We start from the raw sequence: 19669 nt of genomic DNA on the forward strand, positions 1-19669 counted from the left end.
TTTATGTGATTTTATGTATTCCGTTCTATATGTTGATGATGAACCTGAATTATTGGAGATCGGGCAGATATATCTTCAAAAATACTGGAATTTAAGAGTAACAACAGTATCTTCAGCGCAAGAGGCATTATCATCCCTGAACATTTCAACTTTTGACATTATTGTATCTGACTACCAGATGCCTGAGATGGATGGGATATCTTTTTTAAAAACACTCAGGGATTCAGAACATTTTGTTCCATTTATTCTTTTTACGGGGAAAGGTCGTGAAGAAGTCGTTATTGAAGCACTGAATAATGGAGCTGATTTTTATCTGCAAAAGGGAGGCGAACCAAAGGCCCAATATGCTGAACTGGTAAATATGATTCAGAAAGCCGTTGAAAAAAGACGTGCCGAACTAGAATTATTACGAGTGCATCATCAGTCAAAGATGATTATTAATCATCTTCCTGACCCGACATTTGTTATTAGTACTGATGGATATCTGATCGCCTGGAATCGTGCCATAGAAAAGGTGACCGGATATTCAGAACAGGAAATGTTAAGCATCAAATTGAGAGACTGTTCCCAGAGAATCTTTGGAATTCCCAGATTATCTCTTGCGGATCATATTTTTAATCCTGATTCCAGAATTCAGGAATGGTATGAAAATATTATTCATGAAGAGGATACCATCACCGCTGAGACAATAGTGTGCCTCGGATCAGGGGGTAAACGAAATGTATGGGTGAAAGCAAGCCCGCTTTATGATGAAAATGATCAACTCATTGGAGTCGTTGAAACGCTTCGTGATATAACTCTTATCAAACAAAATGAACTGGATCTTGCAAGGAAGTCCCGTGCTTTGGATGAGAGTGCCCGGACACTTCAAAATATTATTGACTTTATTCCAGATCCCACCTTTGCGATTGATAATAATGGAACAGTCATCGCCTGGAACCGTGCAATTGAACGGATGACTCAGAAAAATGCCATCGACATCCTCGGTCACGGAAATCATGCGTATGCAGAGCCGTTTTATTCAAAACGTTGTCCCACCCTCATCGATCTTGCCTTACAAGATCATCCTGAAATTCGAACAAAATACGATTTTATTAAAAATGAACATGATCACCTGATTGCAGAAGTCCATAATGACCAGATTTATGTTGGAAAAAGAGCTTTTTTATGGGCAATAGTTGCCCCATTGTATGATGGCGATGGAAATATATCCGGAGCTATTGAATCCATCCGTGATATAACGGAAAAAAAGGAGTTGGAACTGCAACTTAGGGAAAAGGTAGAGGATCTCGCCTCTTCATATGAGGAGATTGCAGCTCAGAATGAAGAAATTCGCACCAGTTTGGATGAAATCGAAAATCAAAAAAGTTTACTTGAAATTAACGAAAAGCGATTTAGAAGTTTTATTGAACACCTTCCAGATGGTGTCATCATTCATCGGGATGATGCGATAAGTTATGCGAATCCAATGGCCTGTCAGATTCTTGGATATGACGATCTTTCCTGCTTAATGGGAAGGTCTCCTCTTGATGTTGTTCATCCAGAATGCCGAGAAAAGATAAATGATCGCATTTTCCGGGCAGCTGAAACAAAACACCCATTCATCGAAGGAAAATTTTTACGAATGGATAGTACTGAAATCCCTGTGGAAGTTGCAGAAACTCCTGTGTATATTGATGATTCCATATCTGTGATGACCATTTTCAGGGATATCACAGAGGAGTATGAACGAAAAAGTGCTCTTCGTCAGGCTCAGAATAAGGTAAAAATCCTCTCATCGATAACCCAGCATGACATTAAAAATGAACTTGGAACAGTCATGACCATTCTTGATCTGGTTAGTTCAGGTGATATTCCACACGAGGAAGCAGAATTGATAAAAAGAGCCATTGATCCCTGCACGAATATCCTCGAGCAATTAAAAACCACCTTTGAGTATCAAACGATAGGAGTAATGGAACCCGGATGGTTTACCTTGAGTTCTCTTGGATTTCAGGCCGCACGGCATCATAAGATCCATACCTCGTTCTATACTTTCAAAGGTGAAGATGCCCGGATTTTTGCCGATCCTCTGATCTCAAAAGTATTTGAGAACCTTATTGATAATTCACTTCGTCATGGGAAGAATGTCAGCCAAATCAATTTATATGGAGAGAGGGGATTACACAATCTGAAAGTTGTTTATGAGGATGATGGTGTTGGTATTGCCTATGATGACAAAAACCGGATCTTTGAAGAAGGTTTTGGTAAGAACACCGGGCTTGGGTTATTTCTCATAAAGGAAATTCTTGCCATGACAGGGATCTCGATTTGTGAATGTGGTGAACCTGGACAGGGAGTCAGATTTGAAATGAATATTCCTCAGGGAAAATGGGAATAATCGTATTTCAAAGATCCAATCCCAAAATAAACTTGGTTTTTTGCATGAAGAAAAGTGCAGGAACTGTCGTTATAAAATGAGTATTCTTGGGCTTGTCTTTATATCGAGTTAGATTCTATTAAATAAATCCTCTAATTATTTTAAAAAGTTTAAGATCATGGGATAATTATTGTTACGTGGAAAATATTGCCGAAATGAATCTCTTCTCATTCGTCTTAAAAATTTTTTGGATATTTATGTGAATATTCATTATTTTTTTTGAAATATCGATCTGATAAACTGAACACACCTCACCTTTAATTATCGATGAGATCCTATACTCTCATACTCACGATATTTCCCTGTCATTCTAAATATTCAACAAATACCCCCTGAATGAGGATAACTGAATATCTATGTTTGATGAAAATAATAAATCGCCACTGGTTTCGGTTCTCTATGTAGACGATGAGGAAGACCTCCTCACCATAGGAAAGCTCTTCCTGGAACGTACCGGCCATTTCCGTGTTGATACTCAGACATCCGCAAAGACTGCCCTCTCTTCTTCTTCCATAGAGACCTATGATGCCATTGTCTCTGATTACCAGATGCCGGTGATGGATGGTATCGAATTTCTAAAAACAGTCCGGGAACAGTATGACGACGTCCCTTTTATTCTCTTTACCGGCCGGGGTCGCGAAGAGGTCGTGATAGAAGCAATCAATAACGGAGCTGACTTTTATCTTCAGAAAGGAGGGGAGCCAAAGTCGCAATTTGCCGAACTATCCCATAAAATCAGGCAGGCGGTCCGGAGAAAACAGGCGGAAAAATCAGTCCGTGAGTCTGAAAAGCGGGTATCGGATATCATAAACTTCCTTCCCGATGCTACCTTTGCCATCAACCAGAAAGGAGAAGTAATTGCCTGGAATCGGGCTCTGGAAGAGATGACCGGCTTTTCAGCTGACAGTATTCTTGGGAAAACCCATGATGACTATGTTACTACGTTTTATACCCAGGATCGCCCGCTCCTGATAGACCTTATTGACGAACCTGATGAGACTATAGAGATGCATTATCCCACATTTTTCAGGGATGGTTCTTCAATTTCTGCTGAGACCGAAATGACCCGGAAAAATGGGGAAATATTTTATTTAACGATAAAGGTCAGCAGGTTATACAACCAGGAGGGTGTTATCACCGGGGCGATAGAAACGGTCCGTGACATCACCCCCCTGAAAAATACCGAACGGGAACTCTTTACAAGTGAGCAGCGGTACCGCTCGATCATTCATGATCAGACCGATTTCATCGCCCGGTTTACATCCGATGGGACGATTACCTTCATCAACGAAGCGTATCGTGATAATTTTGCCCCTTTACTTGACCTGAAAGATGTTGAAGGGAAAAATATCCGCGACCTGATGCAGATCAAGAATTATTCAGCGGTTGAAGCGTTTCTTCGTTCACTTACTATTGATACACCAGTTCGGGAGATGGAGCGGGAGGTTACCGGGACCGACGGAGAAAAGCACTGGCAGTTATGGACCGTCAGGGCTTTATTTGATGAGAAGGGCACTCCTGTTGAATACCAGGTATCAGGAAAGGATATTACCCGTCGGAAAAGGGACGAAGAAGAGATACATGCAGCATATGAAGAATTAGCAGCATCTGAGGAATCATTGCAGAGCTCCTACCAGGAGCTTCTTACCAGTAAACAGGCTCTTGTTGACAGCGAATTCCGGCTCCGCTCCCTAATTGACAATACTGAGGAGTCTGTCTCCATGATTGATGAGGAGGGCCGAGTCATCGAATGGAATCGGAGTTCTGAAATGATATCCGGGATCCCGAAAGAAGTAGCCCTTGGAATGTATATCTGGGATCTCACCCTCCGGATGGCACCTGCAGAGCACCAGGATGCAGAGCATAGAAACGCAATAAAAGAAGCATTACAATCCTCGCTCAAAACAGGGGTACCGGTCTTCCCCGGACCACAGATTATTTCTGGCAAACGCCCGGACGGGACGACGATTATTACCCGCCAGAGGATCTTCTCCATGAAAACGGTTCGGGGATACCGGTTTGGGTCCATTTCTCATGACATCACTGAAGAAGTACTGGCAAAAGAGGCACTCAAAGAGAGCGAGGAGCGGTTTCGGGGGATAGCAGAACGTTCTTCGGATCTGATTCTGGTGTTCGATCATCGTCTGTGCGTTACCTATGCCTCTCCAGCAGCACGGACAATTCTTGGGTATGAACCTCACGAACTGCTGGGAAAATCATATGAATTCGCGATTCAGAATTTCTTTGAGCAGGGCGGCGATGTCATATCACATGATGCGAAAGAGGTTTTGAATGGCGAATCAAAAGGAAAGAGAGTGTATGAGCGAGATATCCAAATCATCAGGAAAGACGGGACCCGGGCATACGTTAGCATTCATGCCGTACCAATATTTCAGGATGGAGTATTGACCGGTGCCCAGGCATCAATACGTGAAATACTTCCGGAAGAGGATGATCGGGAGGAAAATAGGTGATATATCCGTTTATTCCAAAAAGCATCCTCTCAGAAAGCGATCGGTTCTCATTGATCCGGGTTTCGGGGAAAAAGGTTCTGGCTCATCTTAAATGAAATCAGAAGATAATATAATTTCTAATCCCTGGGTATCTTTCTCCACCCGGTTGAGGGAATGGATATCTCAAATCTCGCTCCACTCCCAAACTCTCCTGTCTCAATGATTGAAATGTCAGTAATTGTAAGGATATCCCTGCACAAAGCCAGTCCAAGACCGGTATTCCTTCCATATCCTCTCTCAAATATCCTCTCCTTTTCTTCCGGAATTACTCCAACCCCGTCATCCTCACAGATAAGCACCAGGTTGGATGCTTCTTCTTCATAAAACCGGATTTTCGTTATCGTTTCACCATACCTGACCGCATTCTCAATCAGATTATAGATGATCTTCACTAGGAGCGGATCAGCAAATACCTCAATGTCTTCAGATATATCATTCTGTATGATAACCGATCCAAGATGAACCTGTTCTGATGCATCAAGAGTGGTCTTTCGTATATTCTTCCAGATGGGGGATTTCACTCCAATATCCTCATATTGCTTTGTAAACTGGATTATTGAGTTAATCCGTTCCGCAACAGATACGGCTTTTTTTGCTAACTCATACTCTGGAGAATCCTTCAGAGTTTCATCCAAAATGGTTAGATATCCAAGGAGTGCAACCAGCTGATTATTGATATCATGCCTTGTAATTTTTGTCAGAAGGTTTAGTTTCCGGTTTGCAAGTAATACTGCTTCTTCTGCCTTTTTTATCTCGGTGACATCGTGGAGAATTCCTTCAATGCCGATAATATTTCCATGAATGTCCCGGTAGAACTGACAGCTAACGGTTACCTGATGGATATTTCCATGTTGTCAACGAGAGAAGTTGGAAAATTTGTAACTTTCTCATCTTTTTGAAGGAGCTCTAAAAGTTTTTCGCGCTCACCTGGATTAGAATAGAACATATGAGAGATATTACAGCCAATCATCTCATCAGCCGATGAAAATCCTGCAGGTCTGACTCCGGCAGGACTTATCATGATCAGGTTGCCAGAAAGGTCTGCTCTATAGACCAGATCCTGCATATTTTCAATAATCGTTCGGTACTGTAATTCACTCTCTTTCAATGCGATTTCTGCTTTTTTCTGCTCCGTTACATCAGTGAGAACAGCCAGGGTTGTATCCTTCAATCGTCCCGCTAGTGACGCTGATCGAACTTCAAGCCATCTCCGCTCACCAGAAGGGATAGTGACCTCAATCAAATAAGGTTTAATATTTATTCCCTGGTATCTGAATCCGATGTTTTGTATCAGGAGATCGTGATATTCTGGAGCTGCAAATGAGAGGACTGATGTTCCAATGATCTCCTCAGGAGTTTTTCCCATCAGCCGTGCCCCTTCATCATTGACATAGACAATGGTCTCCCCTTCATGAATAATGACGTAATCAGGAAGCTGATTGAATAACTGATTCATCTCCTCTTTAGTAGATTTTAATTTGGTCCGTGTTTCTAGCAAATCTGCTATGTTCTCGATTGAAATCAGACTTTTCCCGGTTCCGGGAATGGAGGTTATTAATATCGCTCCTACCTGGGTCTCACCATTTTTCAAAACATAGGTAAATGCATTATTTTCTAAAAGAGCGGAGAGGTTTTTTTTCTGCAGAGCATAATATTCTATCATCCGCCCCCGGTCATCATCAGCAATCAGGGCAGGCCATTGTAACTGTCCGATTATCTCTGAGCGGGTATATCCGAATGCCTGTTCAAACTCTGCATTCATATCAGATATCACCAAATCTTCATTAAGAATCAACATGGGGATACCTGTTTTATCAAATATGGTTTTATACAGGATCTCTATCTGTTTTCGTTCAGTAATGTCCCTGAATATCCCTTCAATCCCAACATAATTCCCTTGATGATCATAATAATAGTGGCTGCTGGTCAGGACTGTTATCGGGGTTCCGTCTTTCTTTTTCAGCTGAACCTCATAATTCGTGACCGATCCATTTTCTTTCATATCCCTGAGGAAGGTCTCCCTGTCCTGGGGCTTCAGATACAGTGTCTCCGCGATTTTTTTACCGATTAGTTCAGCCAGGGACTCGTACCCTAACACCGTGGTTGCAGAGGGACTAATAAGGATTATCTTCCCTTCCGAATCAGACCGGTAGAAGACATCCTGAATATTTTCAAAGATAGTGTGGTATTCAGTCTCAGCGATAACCTGGTCTGTAATGTCAATTGCCGATGCAACACTCCGCTCAGTACCGGGGATCATGGCTACATTATTAATGCAGTACCGCATCTTTCCAAATCGGTCAACAAACCTGAATGGATAGACCGGCGGTGGAGATGCAGGATTGGCTCGGCGTATGCGATGGTACTCTTTCATCTTAATGAGGTCTTCAGGCATGATGAAATCAGTCCAGCACATCTTCCCCTCCAGTTTCTCTTTTGAATATCCTGAAAGTTGGACAAATTTTTTATTGGCGTATACGATGGTATTGTCAGACTCCACTACCAGGATAATCGTCCCGGTATTGTCAAAAACCGCCCGGTGGAGATTCTCTGATTCATTGAGTCTGATCTCCATCTGCTTTCTTTCGGAAATATCCCTGAATAACCCTTCAATCCCGAGGTAATTACCGGTATTATCATAATATCTATGACTGCTGGTCAAAACCGTAATCGGGGTTCCATCTCCTTTTCGGAGTGTTACTTCGTAATTTTCCACCTTTCCGGTCTTTTCAATCGCTGTAAGAAAGACTTTTCTGTCTTCTGGGTTATAATATAGTGCATCAGCAACGTTTTTTCCATAATATTCAGTATTGTCCGGATATCCAAGGACCGAAGTTGCTGATGGGCTCGTAAGAATTATTTTACCTTCTTTATCGGTCTGATAGTACACATCCTGCATATTCTCAAGAATTCTCCGGTATTTTTCCTCACTCTCCTGGATTATTTCCTGGTTACGTTTGAGTTCTTCAAACTGTGCTTGCAGTTCTTCCTGGGTGGCGGTAAGCTCCTCATTGGCTGCCTGTACCTCTTCTGCGTACTGTTTCTGGTTCGTAATATCAACAAGGGACGCAATACTGTTATCGCTTCCTGGAATGACATCGACATGGACGATGCAGGTATGGACTGATCCATCTGCTTCATTATGGGTCCGGCATTCATACACTGTCGGAGCCAGGGAGGGATCCTTCCTCCTGATATGATGATACTCAACCATTCGTTTTACATCATCTTCATCAATAAATTTCGTCCAGCTTAATTTGTTTTCCTGTTCGGCAATCGGCACACCGGTCAGCTTTTCCCATCCTGAGTTTGCCCGCAGAATGAGAGTGGTCGGGCCGATAATAATCGAAGCTGCCCCGGTATTTTCAAATACTGCCCTGTACAGACTTTCAGACTGTTTCAGTTCTTCTTCTACCTGCTTTCGGTCTGTAATATCTCTCCCAAGCGATTGATACTCGATGAGGGTTCCTTTTTCATTAAAAATTGCATGGTCACGCCACCGGTGCCAGCGGAGACTGCCATCAGGCATACGTATCCGGTGCTCAATCTCTCCAACTGGTGAGTCCTGGGTGAGTAAGGCAAAATGGGTGTGGACTTTTTCCCGGTCGTCTTCAGGAATATCAGGAATGAATCGCTGCCCTATGATCTCCTCTCTTTTTATTCCAAAATAGTTGCAATACGCCTCATTTACAAATACGGTGATGCCACCGGGAGTAAACCGGCAGATAAATTCCGACTGTGTCTCAACTACCTCACGGTACCGCTGCTCACTCTCCTTGAGTTCAATGCCGATATTGCGCCGCTGAACGGCAAGTTTCATTTTATGCGTTAATTCGACAAACTGGGGTTTGGGATCTCCGCCCTTCTGCAGGTAATAATCAGCCCCGTCATTTAAGGCCTGAATGACCACTTCTTCCCTTCCTCTTCCGGTAAACAGAATAAAGGGGATCTCTCCTAATGTACTTCGGACCTCTTTTAAAAATTCAAGCCCGTTCATAACCGGCATCTCGTAATCAGAGAGGATAATGTCAAATGAAGTGTTTTTTAAGAGCTCTACGGCTTCTACCGCCGAATCACGAAGTTCAACCTGAAATTCTCCGGTTCGCTCAAGAAAGAGTTTCCCTAATTCGAGGAGTGTGAGGTCATCATCAACATACAGGACTGAGATCATGAAAGTTCCTGATATAGAGTAAAATAGAACGTGAAGAGTATAATAATGATTGTGGGAATAAGAGGGGGAATTTCATATATCAAATACCTTGGATTTATCATCGAAGAAAAAGGGGTATTATGAGGCATGCACACAAATCACACGCTATTGCTCTCCCTACACCAATACGTAAACCAATACCTATACCTTCTAGTTAAACCGTTGATGGATCCTGGTTTTTATACTGATTCAACAATATTTATTGATCATCCGGTTTAAATGAAAATAAGCCGGATCCCTCCTTTTCTACCCCCCCATTTCCACTCCAGCCCGCCATGCTCCTTTTGGTACCCGTATCTCAAACCGTGCTCCCGTTCCAGGAGTTCCACATTCCCGGATGGAAAGCCCGGTAATTGCCAATATATCTCTGATTAAAAATAACCCCATTCCGGTATGTTTTCCAAATCCCTTCTCAAATATTTTCTCCTTCTCATCAGAAGATATGCCTGCCCCGTCATCACGATACACGATGATGAGGTCAGATCCTTCATACATCAGCGTAAATGAGATCACCGTCACCTGCTTTCCATGCCTGATGGTGTTATCGATGAGATTGAAGAAGACTTTCTGAATGAGAGGATCTGAATACACCATGACCTTTCCTGTCTCTATGGTTATCGTGATATCAGGAAGAGCCATCTCCCTGACTACGAGCGTGATAATGGTGTCAAGCTCAAACCACTCCGGAGCATGGACTCCGATGTCCTGGTAGTACCGGGAAAATTCTATCTGGTGACGAATAATCCGAAGTCCATCAAGGGTTTCGCGAATTAATTCCTGTGAGGCAGTATCCTCTATGGTATCCTGTGCCAGTTCAAGAGTAAGAAAGATTTCAGTTAGGGTGTTTGCAATATCATGGCGGGAGATGGAAGAGAGGATATTGAGTTTCTTATTTGCAAGCTGGATAGCCTTTTCCCGCTGTATTCGCTCGGTGATATCCGTTCCAAGACTGATAATTCCGGTAGTTCTGCCATCGGTTTCCTGAAGCACAAGGTTTGTCCAGAGAACAGAGTGCTTTTGGTTATCTTTGGAAACAATTGAGTTCTCAAGCTGTGGGGGTACCTTTTCCTCCTGGATATATTGGACGAAGGTATCCCGTACATGCTCTTCAGGAGGGGTAAATGAAGAAAACCAGTCTGCACCCAGGATTTCATCTTTGTCACATCCGATAACCTTGAGGAGGTGGTTGTTTCCGAACACTACCTTCCCATCACGGTCCAGTATCACGACTATGAGTGGGATCTTCTCTATCATCTCACGGTACCGGCGTTCAGATTCCCGGAGTTCATCCTGGGCTTTTTTCCGGATGGTGATATCATGGAGAAGGATGAGCATAACCTTCCCGTATGGTGCAAAATACAACTCAAATGTCCTCTGGGATCCGTCTTTTGCGCTTATTTGGTAGACATGGGGTTCAGGTTCCTGGATCTGCCTGTCTATTTTCCAGGCCAGATCCTGCCACATATGAAAGGCATCTTCCTGATCAGATGGATCTGGTAAGAAAACCCGGATGACGGTCTGCATGTCCGGAATATCGTCCAGAATAAATCCAAGTGATCTGGTCACCTGAGGGTTGATATAGGCGATGGAATTATCCTTGTTGACAAGTATCATCCCAAGCGGGGTATTCTCAGTGATAGTGCGAAACTTCTCTTCACTCTCCTGAAGATCTGCTTCAAACGAGGTCCTGACTTCTAGTTCATTTTTCAGAAGAATATTCGTCATATCAAGAGCCTCAGATTTTTCCAAAACCTGACGCTCCAGCTCTGAAATTTTCATTCCCAGGTTTTTATCCGGTTCTGATGCCTGTTTTGAAGTAATCAGAAGAAGAATTGCACAAAAGATGAGGAGTTCTCCTATGATATGAGCAGACAGACCGGTATAGAGGAGATCCGTATTCCATCTGATAATCGAGCCCGAAAACAGGGTAAGACATCCGATGCTTCCGATAATGATGGCATATCTCTTCTGTTTTTCAGAGGTTCGATACATGATACCGGCAATCAGGATAAAAACGAGGAGAAGATCTGGAAAAATAGACAGGTACGGTACAAAATCCATGAGCGGTATCCTTATATGTATCTGTTAGGAAGAGAAGTGAGCACTATTCTCATCATACGCATGAGTCAGCCTCTTGATAGGATGAGATCCCTTTTTTCAGTATAATTCTCCTATTGTGTTTCTTTCCCTGATATGATTTATTTTTCTGTTTTGTATGGTTCATGCCAGACGTTCAGGATGGTTTTGGTAAAAATGGCGATATCTATTAATGATTCTGAAGCTAAATGGCTAATTATTCATATCTGTTCAGAACAATTCAGACAATATACTGATGACGAGGGGGAGGAATGCCGCAAACAAATTTTTTGGGTAATGAGACGGATTTAGACAAACATCCGGATTCCTCTGTCTCTGTTCTGTATGTCGATGACGAGGAGAGTCTTCAGAAACTTGGGAAGAAGTATCTGGAGAGTTCTGGTCCGATAACAGTTGATACACTAACTTCAGCAGAGGAGGCTCTGGCATTACCTCATCTGCATACCTATGATGCCATCGTCTCTGATTACCTGATGCCGGATATGGATGGTCTTGTGTTACTCCAGGAGATCAGGGAACGATTCGACACCATGCCCTTTATCCTCGTTTCTGAAAAGGGAAGGGAAGAGGTCATAATCAGGGCCATTGAGTACGGTGTGGATTTCTATATTCAGAAAGGAGAAGATTCAAGGGCACTATTTGAAGAGATATCTGATAAACTCATGAAAGCGGTTCAGCGAAGGAGAGTATTTTCTGACCAGATACCGGCTGTTGAGAAGGAGATACGGGGGCAGTATGCCGAGCTTAAAACATTGAAGAACTCATTAGAGGAGAGTGAAAAAAAGTTTAGAAACATTGTTGAGACCTCTCCTGATGTAATATGGGATACGGACCTTGACGGATTCGTAACATATGTCAGCCCCCAGTGTCGTTCAATCTCCGGATATACTCCGGAAGAACTGGTAGGGAGAAATTTGCTTTCCATCCTTACTCCGGAAGGAATGGAGATGATGAGGGAGGTCCTCAAAGAGGGAAAGACGAGAAAACCAGGCCTTTTTTCCTTTGATGTCCCTGTTCTTCATAAGGATGGAAGTCAGCGTATTCTCAATATCAGATCATTTCCCCTTGAGGATAAGAGCGGTAACCGTGTAGGATTTCGTGGTGTCTCGTCTGATGTAACCGAATTATTCGGGATGATGAAAGAACTCAGGGCATCTGAGGAACGCTTCAGATTAATGGCTGAACGTTCTTCTGATCTGATTGTGATCCTCGATGACCGGCTCTGTGCAACCTATATCTCCCCGTCCGTTTTTGCAATCACCGGATATTCGAAGCAGGAACTTGTTGGAAAATCAACTGAAGATGCTGCTTCACTCCTCTTTCCGATGGATATCGAGGAGTTTAAACACATCATTCGAACATTGCAGGAAAAAGAATCAGTCGAGGATGTGAACATCCGCATTCTGACAAAAGATGGAAGATCAGTCTTTGTGAACCTGTATGCGACCCCGATTGTAAACAACAATCTCCTGACCGGTGCCCAGGTTTCGATGCGGGTCATTACCTCGGTGAAAGAGATAAAGGCTGCTCTGTATAAGAGTGAAGAAAAATACCGGGTGCTTGCAGAAAATGTTCATGACGTTATCTGGACATGCGATGAAACGATGCACCTGACCTATATCTCCCCGTCCGTCACCCGGGCTCTCGGTTTTTCACAGGAACAGGCACTAAAGATGAAACTGGAAGATTTCTTGGCGCCTGAATCAATGCAGGTATTTCAGACGTTTCTGGAGCAGGGACAGGATCTTTTGAAAAACGGAATTCCGGTTCCCCATAAAATGGTTCTGGAACTGGAGTTTAAAACCAAAAATAAACCCTCAACCTGGGCGGAGATGATGATCTCAACTGCGTTTGATGCAAATAAAAAATTTACCGGTTTTGTCGGGGTTACGAGGGATATCACCAAAAGGAAAGAGGCAGAAGAGCTCCTTCGGAAGAGTGAGGAAAAATTTCGGTCTTTTGTGGAGAATGCCAATGATATCGTCTTTTCTCTGACACCGGATGGCATCATCACCTATATACCGGATAAATGGACGACCATATTTGGATACGAGAATAATGAGGTAATCGGATGTGACGCATCGCGTTTTATCCATCCTGATGATTATCCCCGGATTTTTGCCAGTATTACCCAAAAAATTATTGAGGGAAAGGAGAAAGCTGTTGTTGAATGCAGGTTACTGTATAAAGACGGGTCATGGAAGTGGCATTCGCTGAATATCTCACCAGTTCTGGACGAAGAAGGAAATGTTATTCTTCTCCAGGGAATATCCCATGACATTAACGAGCGGAAACGGAATGAAGACGCCATAAAGAAAGCAAACCGGCAGCTGAGTCTTCTGACAGGAATAACACGGCATGATATCCTCAATAAAGTATCAGTTATTTACGGATTTTTAGAGCTGATGGAGAAGGGACTTCTGAACCCATCCACTACAGAGTATTTCTCAATCATATGTAACGCCACCCGTGATATCCAGACCCAGATTGAATTTACCCGTATCTATGAGGAACTCGGTTCTCATGAACCTCAATGGATACTTCTTGATCTGGTCATCCCCCGTTCTCAGGTTCCCTCTTCCGTCACCCTGAATACAGATATTCAGGGAATTATAATCTTTGCCGACCCCATGCTTGAAAAAGTCTTTTTTAATCTGCTCGATAACTCTCTTCGTCATGGGGAAACGGTCTCTGAGATACGTGTCTCTGCCCGAAAGGAAGGAGATTTCCTTATCGTGGTATGGGAAGACAATGGGGTTGGTATTGCAGATAATGAGAAAGAGAAGATCTTTGAACGGGGATTTGGAAAGAATACCAGTCTTGGCATGTTCCTTGTCAGGGAGATTTTGTCCCTGACCGATATCAGGATCACAGAAAACGGAAAACCGGGAACCGGAGCACGGTTTGAGATGAAAATCCCCCGGGAGTCATACCGGGTTATCCTGAATAACGTAACTTAGTCCTTTTGAAATCTGAATAATCCATGCGGGACCACAATTTCAAAACGTGCCCCTTTTCCTGATTCTCCTGTTTCACAAATGGTAAGCCCGGTGATTGAAAGAAATTCTCTAACCAGATACAGACCTATTCCGGTATTCTTTCCATACCCGTGCTGAAAGATTCTCTCCTTATCTTCTTCTGGAATACCTATCCCGTCATCGGCATAGACAATAATTATCTTTTTACCCCTTTTTTCTGTGGTAATCCAGATGGCAGAGATAGTGGTCCCATGCCTGACAGAATTTTCAAATAAGGTTGAAAAGACTTTCTGAATAATGGGATCTGCAAAAATTTCAATATCCGGAGAGATTAAAATGTCTGCTGTGATATCCCCTAATGAAACATCAGATCTCGCTGCATTTACGATAGAGATCAGGTCCATCCACCGGCTGGAGAGAGATCCGAAATCTTCACATTCCCTCGTAAATTCGATGGTATTTTTCAATGTCTGCCCTGCAGTAAGGGCATTGGTGATGTACTCCTGTTGATCTCGTCTCAAATCCGAATCAAGTACCAAATCCAGCGATACGGTGATGATATTTAAATCGTTGATAATATCATGCCGTGTTATCCCGGTCAGGATTTTGAGTTTTTGTAATGCTTCTAGGAGAGAGAATTCAAGTCTCTTTCTCTCACTAATGTCCCGCACGATGATGAGATCTGCCGGAGCACCCTGATATGATATCAACGCCCCAATCGCTTCTACCTGAATTTCGGAATTATCGCATCGGAGCAGATTGGTTTCATGGATCTTGGGCAATGGTTCTCCCGCAAGTCTTTTGCGAATAAACTCAGCAAATTTTTCTTGTTTATCTGGAGGGAATAGTGTCCGAAAGTCTCGTCCGGTGAGATCATCAACCGTGTATCCGGTAATTCGTGCAAATGCATCATTTAAAAATACCATATAAAAGCCCTGAACAATGACGATACCATCCTGGGCCTGCTCTACAACATTCCGGTATTTCTCCTCACTTTCTTTCAGAGCGATTTCATTCTGTTTCTGCCCAGATATATCACGGATAGTGCTGATAAGAAATGTCTGACCCTCCAGGGCAATTATATCAGCAGAGATAGATACCCAAAACGACTTCCTTATTTAGAATGGGTAACCGTCTCAAATCCTTTCACTTTTCCCTGTTTTTTGATGAGGTTGATAAAATGATTCCGTTCATCCTGTGAGTTCCATATTTCAAGTTCTATTGTGTTCCTGCCTATTAATTCCTCATAAGAATATTCCAGGTTATGAGCGAATGCATCATTGACTTCAATGATCCTCCCACTTACGAGATCTGAGATGATGATGGCATCCGGACTGGAAAGGAATAATGTTGAATACTTCTCCTGGGATAACCGGAGAGCCTTCTCTGTCTTTTTCACTTCGGTAATGTCCCTGATGGATTCTATGGCACCAATCACGTTTCCTTTTGCATCGGTGAGGGGAGTAGCCATTCCCCAGAGGACTTTTTCCAAACCTTTTGGTCTGGCTTTTGTAGTTTCTGCAACCAGGATTCTCCCCTCATGCCGGAGATCCTGGTACTTCTTTTCGATTATCTCATCAGGGAGGAGAGAGAGATCAATGAGAAGAGGTCTCTGCTCTCCATAGAAGGGGATGGCATATTCATAATCTCCTTTTCCCAGCATATCTTCTGCGAAAACACCGGTCATCTCCTCCATGGTACGGTTCCATGCAATCACCCTTCCTTCCCGGTCGATGGCAAAGGTCGCATCAGGTAAAAAGTTGATTATATCAGATTCACGACGTTGCAATTCCAGAATCTTCTCTTCTGCAATTTTCTGTTCGGTAATATCTGAAAAGATCCCAAGAAGATACCTCTGTCCCTCTAAATTCAGAGTTGAACTATGAATTCTCACCGGAAAGACACTCCTGTCTTTTCGTAATATGGGGATATCCTGGCAGGATTCTACAGTTCCTTTTGCCATCTGATCAAATATCTCCCTGATACGGGGATACTCTTCAGGGGGATGGATATCCTGAGGGGTCATCCCAATGAGTTCATCGCAGGTGTATCCCATCATCTGGCATATTGTCTCATTTGCAAAGATAAATCGCCGGGTTTTCCCATCTGCCAGGAGAATTCCGAAGGGAATATTCTCAAGTAACGTTCGAATCCGCTGTTCTGATGCCTGAAGTGTTTTTTCAGCTATTTTATGGGCGGTTATATCTGTCCCGATTTCCATTCTGACTATTCTTCCGTCGCTCCACCGGATGGCCCGGTCCCGGCAGTCATACCATCTTCCGGTCACAGGACTTTGAAACTCCCATTGGTACAATCCTGTCGGGCCGTTTTCATCTACCAGAAGATGATTGGTACAGAAAGGACAGGGACTTTCCCGGCCATTTTGCAAGTACTGGTAACATTTTTGTCCGGTTAATGGTCCTAAATATGCTTTCAACCGGTTATTCGCATATAATATCTCATAGGTGTCCATATCGGCAACATATACCAAAACATCCATACTGTTGAGGATGGTATAGAGCTGTGCCTGAACTTCTTCAATGAGTACCTCTCTCTGTTCTTCGCATGATCCATCCTTTTCTGCAGAAATCTGATCTTTTGTATCTTCACGACGCAGCTCCACTAACCCGGCTTCTGTTCTATGTGAGACTGTGATATTGTAGTGTTTCCTTATCATATTCAGGACTTTTTCAGACTGGAGCCATCGCTGATCCAGCTGAGTGACCAGCTGATCAATCCGGTTCACCTCATTATCGATAATATCGGCAGCTGCCGGATCAGCAAGCATGGATGCAGTAGCCATGATAATTGCGAGCGGATTTCGTATCTCATCATTCAGAATTGCAAGAATAGCCAGATTATTTTGAATCTGTTCCAATGCACTCTCTTTTTCACGCTCAAGCCGGTTCTTTTCAGTGACATCATAGCCCTGAGCGATTGTAGCTAGGGGGGTAAGACCATCCGGGGTATACAGGGTAGCAGAATTCCAGAGCAGTGTCCGGATGGCACCATCACTCCTGATAATGTCTATCTCTGTGGTTTCCCATCGAACACCATCCAGAGTGGTCTGTAGCAGTCGCATGGTTCTGTCAGCCTTATCAGGCGGAAATAGGACCCGTAATGACTGACCTGTCATCTCTTCTGCAGGTCTCCCGATAAGGTGCTCAAAAGACCGGTTTACTCTTTTAATATGAAATGAGGGGTTCCAGATGATGATCGGAACATTTGCATATGCAATAAGGTTTTCAAGGTATTCATTCGTCTCCCTGAAACTCTCCCTGGATAGTGTCAGGGCTACATTCTGTTTTTTCAGTTCCTGTTCAGTCTGCAATAACTGTTCATAGGTGACGTTCAGATCTGCATTATTCTTTACAATTGTCGAGATAAGAGATTCCCGTTCCTCCTCTGCATGTTTTCGTTCGGTTATATCCCGGACAACCGCCCAGAGACATCGCAGGGTTCCGTCAATGGAATATGAGACGTAGGCCTGAAGTTCTACCGGGAAGATCTCCCCGTTCTTCCTGATATATTCCTTCTCAAACAGACCGGAATAGCCATGGACAAGGAGACGTTTTTTCCAGATCTCTTCCTGTTCCCATCGTTGCCATTTTTCCGCTGTGATCACATAAAAATTATCCAGCGCCTTTAATTCTTCCAGAGTATATCCAACAATCGAACAATATGCCTGGTTTGCATCGATGACATGCCCGGCCAGGTCAACCATTACAAACCCGTCAAAATTGCCTTCAAATATCTCCCGGTACCTTATATCCTTCTCTTTCAGAGAGAGTTCTGCGATCTTCTGTTCGGTAATATCCTGAACAGTTCCCAGGGATGATAGGGGTCTTCCGGATGAATCATACTTTGTTTCGCATCGTTCCAGGACATATTTTATCCTGCCATCCGGCATACGCAGACGATGTTCTATCTGGTATGGTGTTTTATCTCGTAATGAAGCAGAATAGGCCTTATCTACAGCTTTTCGGTCATCAGGATGTATGGCATTTAAAAAAGCCTCATATGTTGCACCGAATTGGATGGGATCTATTTCAAATATCTCAAAGATGACATCAGACCATGAAAGACGGTTTGCAGGAATGTCCAGTTCCCAGCTCCCTGTCTTTGCGAGATGTTGTGCTTCATTCAGCCTGCGTTCGCTCTTTTGTAATGCGTCTTCAAACCGCCTGCGTTCGGTGACATCCCTGCTCACTCCGATAAGAACATCCTGGTCATCCCACCTTCCCCTTGAAACTTTTGTATCGACCTCGATCCGAGTCCCATCTTTTGCAATAATTGGGATGGAATTGTCCTTCACGGTTCCATCTACCAGTTTTTCATAGAGTATGAATGCTTCTTCTCTTTTTTCGGGAGCCAGAATGTCAAGAATGTTTCTGCCGATGAGTTCCTGTCTTGAATAGGATAGTTTCTGCTCCGCTGCGGCATTCATTGCAATAATAGTACCTTTCAGATCGACAACAAAGACTATGTCCTCGATAGACTGAAACAGGGTTCTGATGTTTTGTGCACTCCTCCTTCTTTCTTCTTCGGTACAAAGCCGCTCAATTGCACTGCCAAGTTCTCTGCTTATTGAGATGAGTGTCTCCTTTTCCTCATCACTGATGAGATACCGCCTCATACTGGCAATATTTAATACACCGATGGCCTTCCCCTTTGAAATTAGGGGAAGTGTGGCAATAGAGTACAATCCATATTTCTGTGAACGCTCCGGGCTGACTTGGACATAATTTTCGATAAAAAGCGGCTGATTTTTTATAAACATCGTGTTATAGGGCTCTTTATCGATTGAAACATTATCAACCTCAGCAAGGAATTGGACCGGGAGGTTTTGAGCATGAACAATATGGGCCATCCGTGAATCAGGGTCAACGAAATATATTCCTCCCGAATCAAAGTTTAAGAGAGTTATCGACTTCTCAAGAACCTTTTCCAGAAGATCCGAGAGACTTTGAGCATTATTTACCTCTGATATGATCTCATTGAGGATGCGAAGCATTGCTGCCCGGTGCTTGAGAGATTCTGTTTCGGATTTCAGATCATGTACAGAACTTTCATTCTTCTCTCTCTGTACCACAGATCTTATTTTCAGAGTGAGTAACAAAAACCTGAACTCCTCGTTCCCCTCTTTCCAGGGGCACATATCTGCACCATTCTGGAACACTTCATAGAGAGCCAGATCATTATCAGGATTTGTCAGGAGGATGAACGGAATATCTCCTGACTGCTTTCTGACTGCTTTTAAAAAGGAAATTCCATCAAAGCCGGGTTTTGAAAACCGGGATATGATAACATCATAGTCATGGGAGTTGATATTCTCCATGCCTTCCTGTACTGATATACAGGTATGGACGGAGAATTCACCATTTTTCTCCAGGATTTGTTTACCTCTGACGAGCAGGTCTCCTTTATCGTCTGCATAGAGGATTGAAATCAT

Annotated in this window: 8 protein-coding genes; 3 read left to right on the forward strand and 5 right to left on the reverse strand. The window is 43.3% G+C overall.

The features are described from left to right. The first annotated feature begins 13 nt into the window (after nt 1-13). Nucleotides 14-2380 (forward strand): PAS domain S-box protein, encoded by a 2367-nt coding sequence (locus KSK55_RS13145; RefSeq protein WP_218607218.1) that lies wholly within the window; start codon nt 14-16, stop codon nt 2378-2380. A 395-nt stretch (nt 2381-2775) separates the two neighbouring features. Further along, nucleotides 2776-4893 carry a response regulator gene (locus KSK55_RS13150; protein WP_218607219.1) on the forward strand — a complete coding sequence of 706 codons (2118 nt, stop codon included), beginning with the start codon at nt 2776-2778 and terminating at the stop codon, nt 4891-4893. A gap of 116 nt (nt 4894-5009) precedes the next feature. Here KSK55_RS13150 and KSK55_RS13155 read toward each other — a convergent pair whose 3' ends face one another. The 3 genes from KSK55_RS13155 to KSK55_RS13165 form a co-directional block, all read right to left on the reverse strand. Next, nucleotides 5010-5567 carry a sensor histidine kinase gene (locus KSK55_RS13155; RefSeq protein WP_218607220.1) on the reverse strand — a complete coding sequence of 186 codons (558 nt, stop codon included), beginning with the start codon at nt 5565-5567 and terminating at the stop codon, nt 5010-5012. A gap of 194 nt (nt 5568-5761) precedes the next feature. Then, on the reverse strand, nt 5762-9103 hold the full coding sequence (locus tag KSK55_RS13160) for a response regulator (protein WP_218607221.1): 3342 nt from the start codon (nt 9101-9103) through the stop codon (nt 5762-5764). 285 nt (nt 9104-9388) lie between these two features. Continuing rightward, the gene (locus KSK55_RS13165) at nt 9389-11203 is read right to left on the reverse strand and encodes a PAS domain-containing sensor histidine kinase (protein WP_218607222.1); all 1815 of its coding nucleotides are present in this window, start codon (nt 11201-11203) and stop codon (nt 9389-9391) included. Between the two features lie 287 nt (nt 11204-11490). Here KSK55_RS13165 and KSK55_RS13170 point away from each other — a divergent pair, with 287 nt between their 5' ends. Further along, entirely contained in the window at nt 11491-14199 is a 2709-nt protein-coding gene (locus KSK55_RS13170) for a response regulator (protein ID WP_218607223.1), read from the forward strand. Here the strand turns inward: KSK55_RS13170 and KSK55_RS13175 are convergent. Together KSK55_RS13175 and KSK55_RS13180 are read right to left on the reverse strand one after the other, a co-directional pair. After that, nucleotides 14196-15335, reverse strand: a complete 1140-nt coding sequence (locus KSK55_RS13175; RefSeq protein ID WP_306128598.1) for a PAS domain-containing sensor histidine kinase — start codon at nt 15333-15335, stop codon at nt 14196-14198. The two genes, KSK55_RS13170 and KSK55_RS13175, sit on opposite strands and share 4 nt — an antisense overlap. Next, complete coding sequence (locus KSK55_RS13180; RefSeq protein WP_218607225.1) at nt 15332-19669, reverse strand: PAS domain S-box protein; 4338 nt, start codon at nt 19667-19669, stop codon at nt 15332-15334. Before KSK55_RS13180 ends, KSK55_RS13175 begins: the two co-directional genes overlap by 4 nt.

The sequence above is a fragment of the Methanospirillum hungatei genome (assembly GCF_019263745.1).
GTDB classification, from domain to species: domain Archaea; phylum Halobacteriota; class Methanomicrobia; order Methanomicrobiales; family Methanospirillaceae; genus Methanospirillum; species Methanospirillum purgamenti.

Coding starts and splice junctions, on each gene's coding strand:
- KSK55_RS13165 (WP_218607222.1), bottom strand. CDS start 11,203: ATGGATTTTGTACCGTACCTGTCTATTTTTCCAGATCTTCTCCTCGTT.
- KSK55_RS13180 (WP_218607225.1), bottom strand. CDS start 19,669: ATGATTTCAATCCTCTATGCAGACGATAAAGGAGACCTGCTCGTCAGA.
- KSK55_RS13160 (WP_218607221.1), bottom strand. CDS start 9,103: ATGATCTCAGTCCTGTATGTTGATGATGACCTCACACTCCTCGAATTA.
- KSK55_RS13145 (WP_218607218.1), top strand. CDS start 14: ATGTATTCCGTTCTATATGTTGATGATGAACCTGAATTATTGGAGATC.
- KSK55_RS13150 (WP_218607219.1), top strand. CDS start 2,776: ATGTTTGATGAAAATAATAAATCGCCACTGGTTTCGGTTCTCTATGTA.
- KSK55_RS13170 (WP_218607223.1), top strand. CDS start 11,491: ATGCCGCAAACAAATTTTTTGGGTAATGAGACGGATTTAGACAAACAT.